The organism is Mesorhizobium sp. M4B.F.Ca.ET.089.01.1.1 (genome assembly GCF_004022605.1).
GTDB classification, from domain to species: domain Bacteria; phylum Pseudomonadota; class Alphaproteobacteria; order Rhizobiales; family Rhizobiaceae; genus Mesorhizobium; species Mesorhizobium abyssinicae.
Window position 1 is genome coordinate 1 of the sequence record NZ_RZOS01000761.1, and the last position, 1,706, is coordinate 1,706.

Consider the following 1,706-nt stretch of genomic DNA (forward strand, 5'->3'; position numbering starts at 1 on the left):
TCGGCAAGCCGAAGATCGTCGCCGTCGTGGCCGTCATGCGAAAGCTGCTGACCATTCTCAACGCCATCATCCGCGACCAAAAACCATGGCAAACAGCTTGACAGCCAAGACAGTCGCTCTCCCCGTATAGTGACGGGGAGAAGGCAGATACTCTGGCAACGTCCCCGCTCTTCGGTTAGCCTCCCGAAAATTCCTTGGCGGAAGGATGAACCTTTTTGGACCGATCGGCGACAGAGCTACGAGGAGCTAGGCGGCTCGACCGGCCATGACGGCGGCGATGGAGACCGATCGCGCGCTTGTCGACCGGGTCGCGAAGGGCGACCGGGCTGCCGTGCGGCTCCTGTTCATGCGTCACCACGCGCGGGTCTACCGTTTCGTGGTGCGCCAGACGGGATCGGAAATGATGGCCGACGATATCGCGAACGAGGTGTTCCTCGAACTGTGGCGCCAGGCGCCCAGCTTCGAAGGGCGCTCGGAAGTCTCGACATGGCTGCTCGGTATCGCCCGCTTCAAGGCGCTGTCCTCGCTGCGCAAGAAGAAGGAGGACTGGATCGACGACGATGACGCGGCCCAGGTCCCCGACAGCGCCGACACGCCGGAAGTCGTCACCATGAAGGAAGACAAGGGCGCCGCCCTGCGGCGCTTCGTCGACGCCCTGCCGGAGGAGCATCGCACGGTGATCGACCTCGCCTATTACCACGGACAGTCGGTTACCGAGATCGGCGAGGTGCTCGGCATTCCCGTCGCCACCGTCAAGACCAGGATGTTCTACGCCCGCAAGAAACTCGGCGAGGCCCTCAAGTCCGCCGGTTACGACAGGGGGTGGCCATGAGCGCCGCTGAAAAGATGTCGCGCCGCGACGAGATGGAAACGCTGCTGCCGTTCTACCTGAACGGCTCGCTGGAAGGCGCCGAGCTGGAAGCCGTCGAGGAATGGCTGGCGAACGATCCGGCGGCACTTGCCGCGCTCGGCGAGGCCGAGGCCGAATTCTCCGGCACCGCCGCCGCCAACGAGGCGATCCGCCCGCCGGCCGATGCGCTGAGCCGCTTCGCCCGTGCGCTCGAAGCCGAGGCCGGTCCGGCACGTGCGCCGGCCAGCCCGTCATGGCTGGCGCAGGCCCTCAATCGTTTCATGGCGGTGCCCGCCACCGTCGCCTGGGCGGCCGCGGCGGCCCTGCTGGCGCTGGTGGTGGTGCAATCCTTCGTTGAGCCCGGCGGCAAGGGCAACGATTTCGAGATCGCCGGCGCCGAGGACGAGCTGGCGAAGCTGCCGTTCGCGCTGGTCAAGTTCAAGCCGGAGGCGAAGATGGCTGATATCGCCGCCTTCCTCGATCGGAACAGGCTGAAAATCACCGGCGGGCCGACCGCCGACGGCGTCTTCCGCATCGCCATCCCGGCCGAGACCGGAGACGATTACAAGAAGCTGCTCGGCCTTATTGCCGCCCAGCCTTTCGCCGATGCTGTGATCGAGGGAAGGAAACCGGCCAGTGGCGGCTAAACCGGTCATCGCGTTTGGGTTCCTGCTGGCGGCTATGACAATCGCCGCCACGCCCGTTTTTGCCCAGAGCGAGGACCAGCCGCCGGCCAAGACCGAGTGTCCCGACGGGACAAACGCCGCCGGCGCCGACTGCGCCAAGGATGATGGCGGCGGTACGCCTGGTGCCGGCCCGGCCGGCGCCGTCTTTCTGCCTGCCCTGATCGTCGACC

Annotated in this window: 2 protein-coding genes and 2 pseudogenes; all 4 read left to right on the plus strand. The window is 66.2% G+C overall.

Annotated features, from left to right (window positions below):
* A pseudogene (locus EN780_RS33580) lies at window positions 1-101 on the plus strand (IS110 family transposase); the annotation flags it as partial.
* Window positions 102-265: 164 nt separating this feature from the next.
* The gene (locus EN780_RS33585) at window positions 266-832 is read left to right on the plus strand and encodes a sigma-70 family RNA polymerase sigma factor (protein ID WP_128276402.1); all 567 of its coding nucleotides are present in this window, start codon (window positions 266-268) and stop codon (window positions 830-832) included.
* Window positions 829-1,497 (plus strand): anti-sigma factor, encoded by a 669-nt coding sequence (locus EN780_RS33590; protein WP_128276403.1) that lies wholly within the window; start codon window positions 829-831, stop codon window positions 1,495-1,497. The genes EN780_RS33585 and EN780_RS33590 overlap by 4 nt, the downstream gene beginning before the upstream one ends.
* Window positions 1,487-1,706 (plus strand): annotated as a pseudogene (locus tag EN780_RS33595) (peptidase S8); the annotation flags it as partial. The gene EN780_RS33590 and the pseudogene EN780_RS33595, both read left to right, overlap by 11 nt.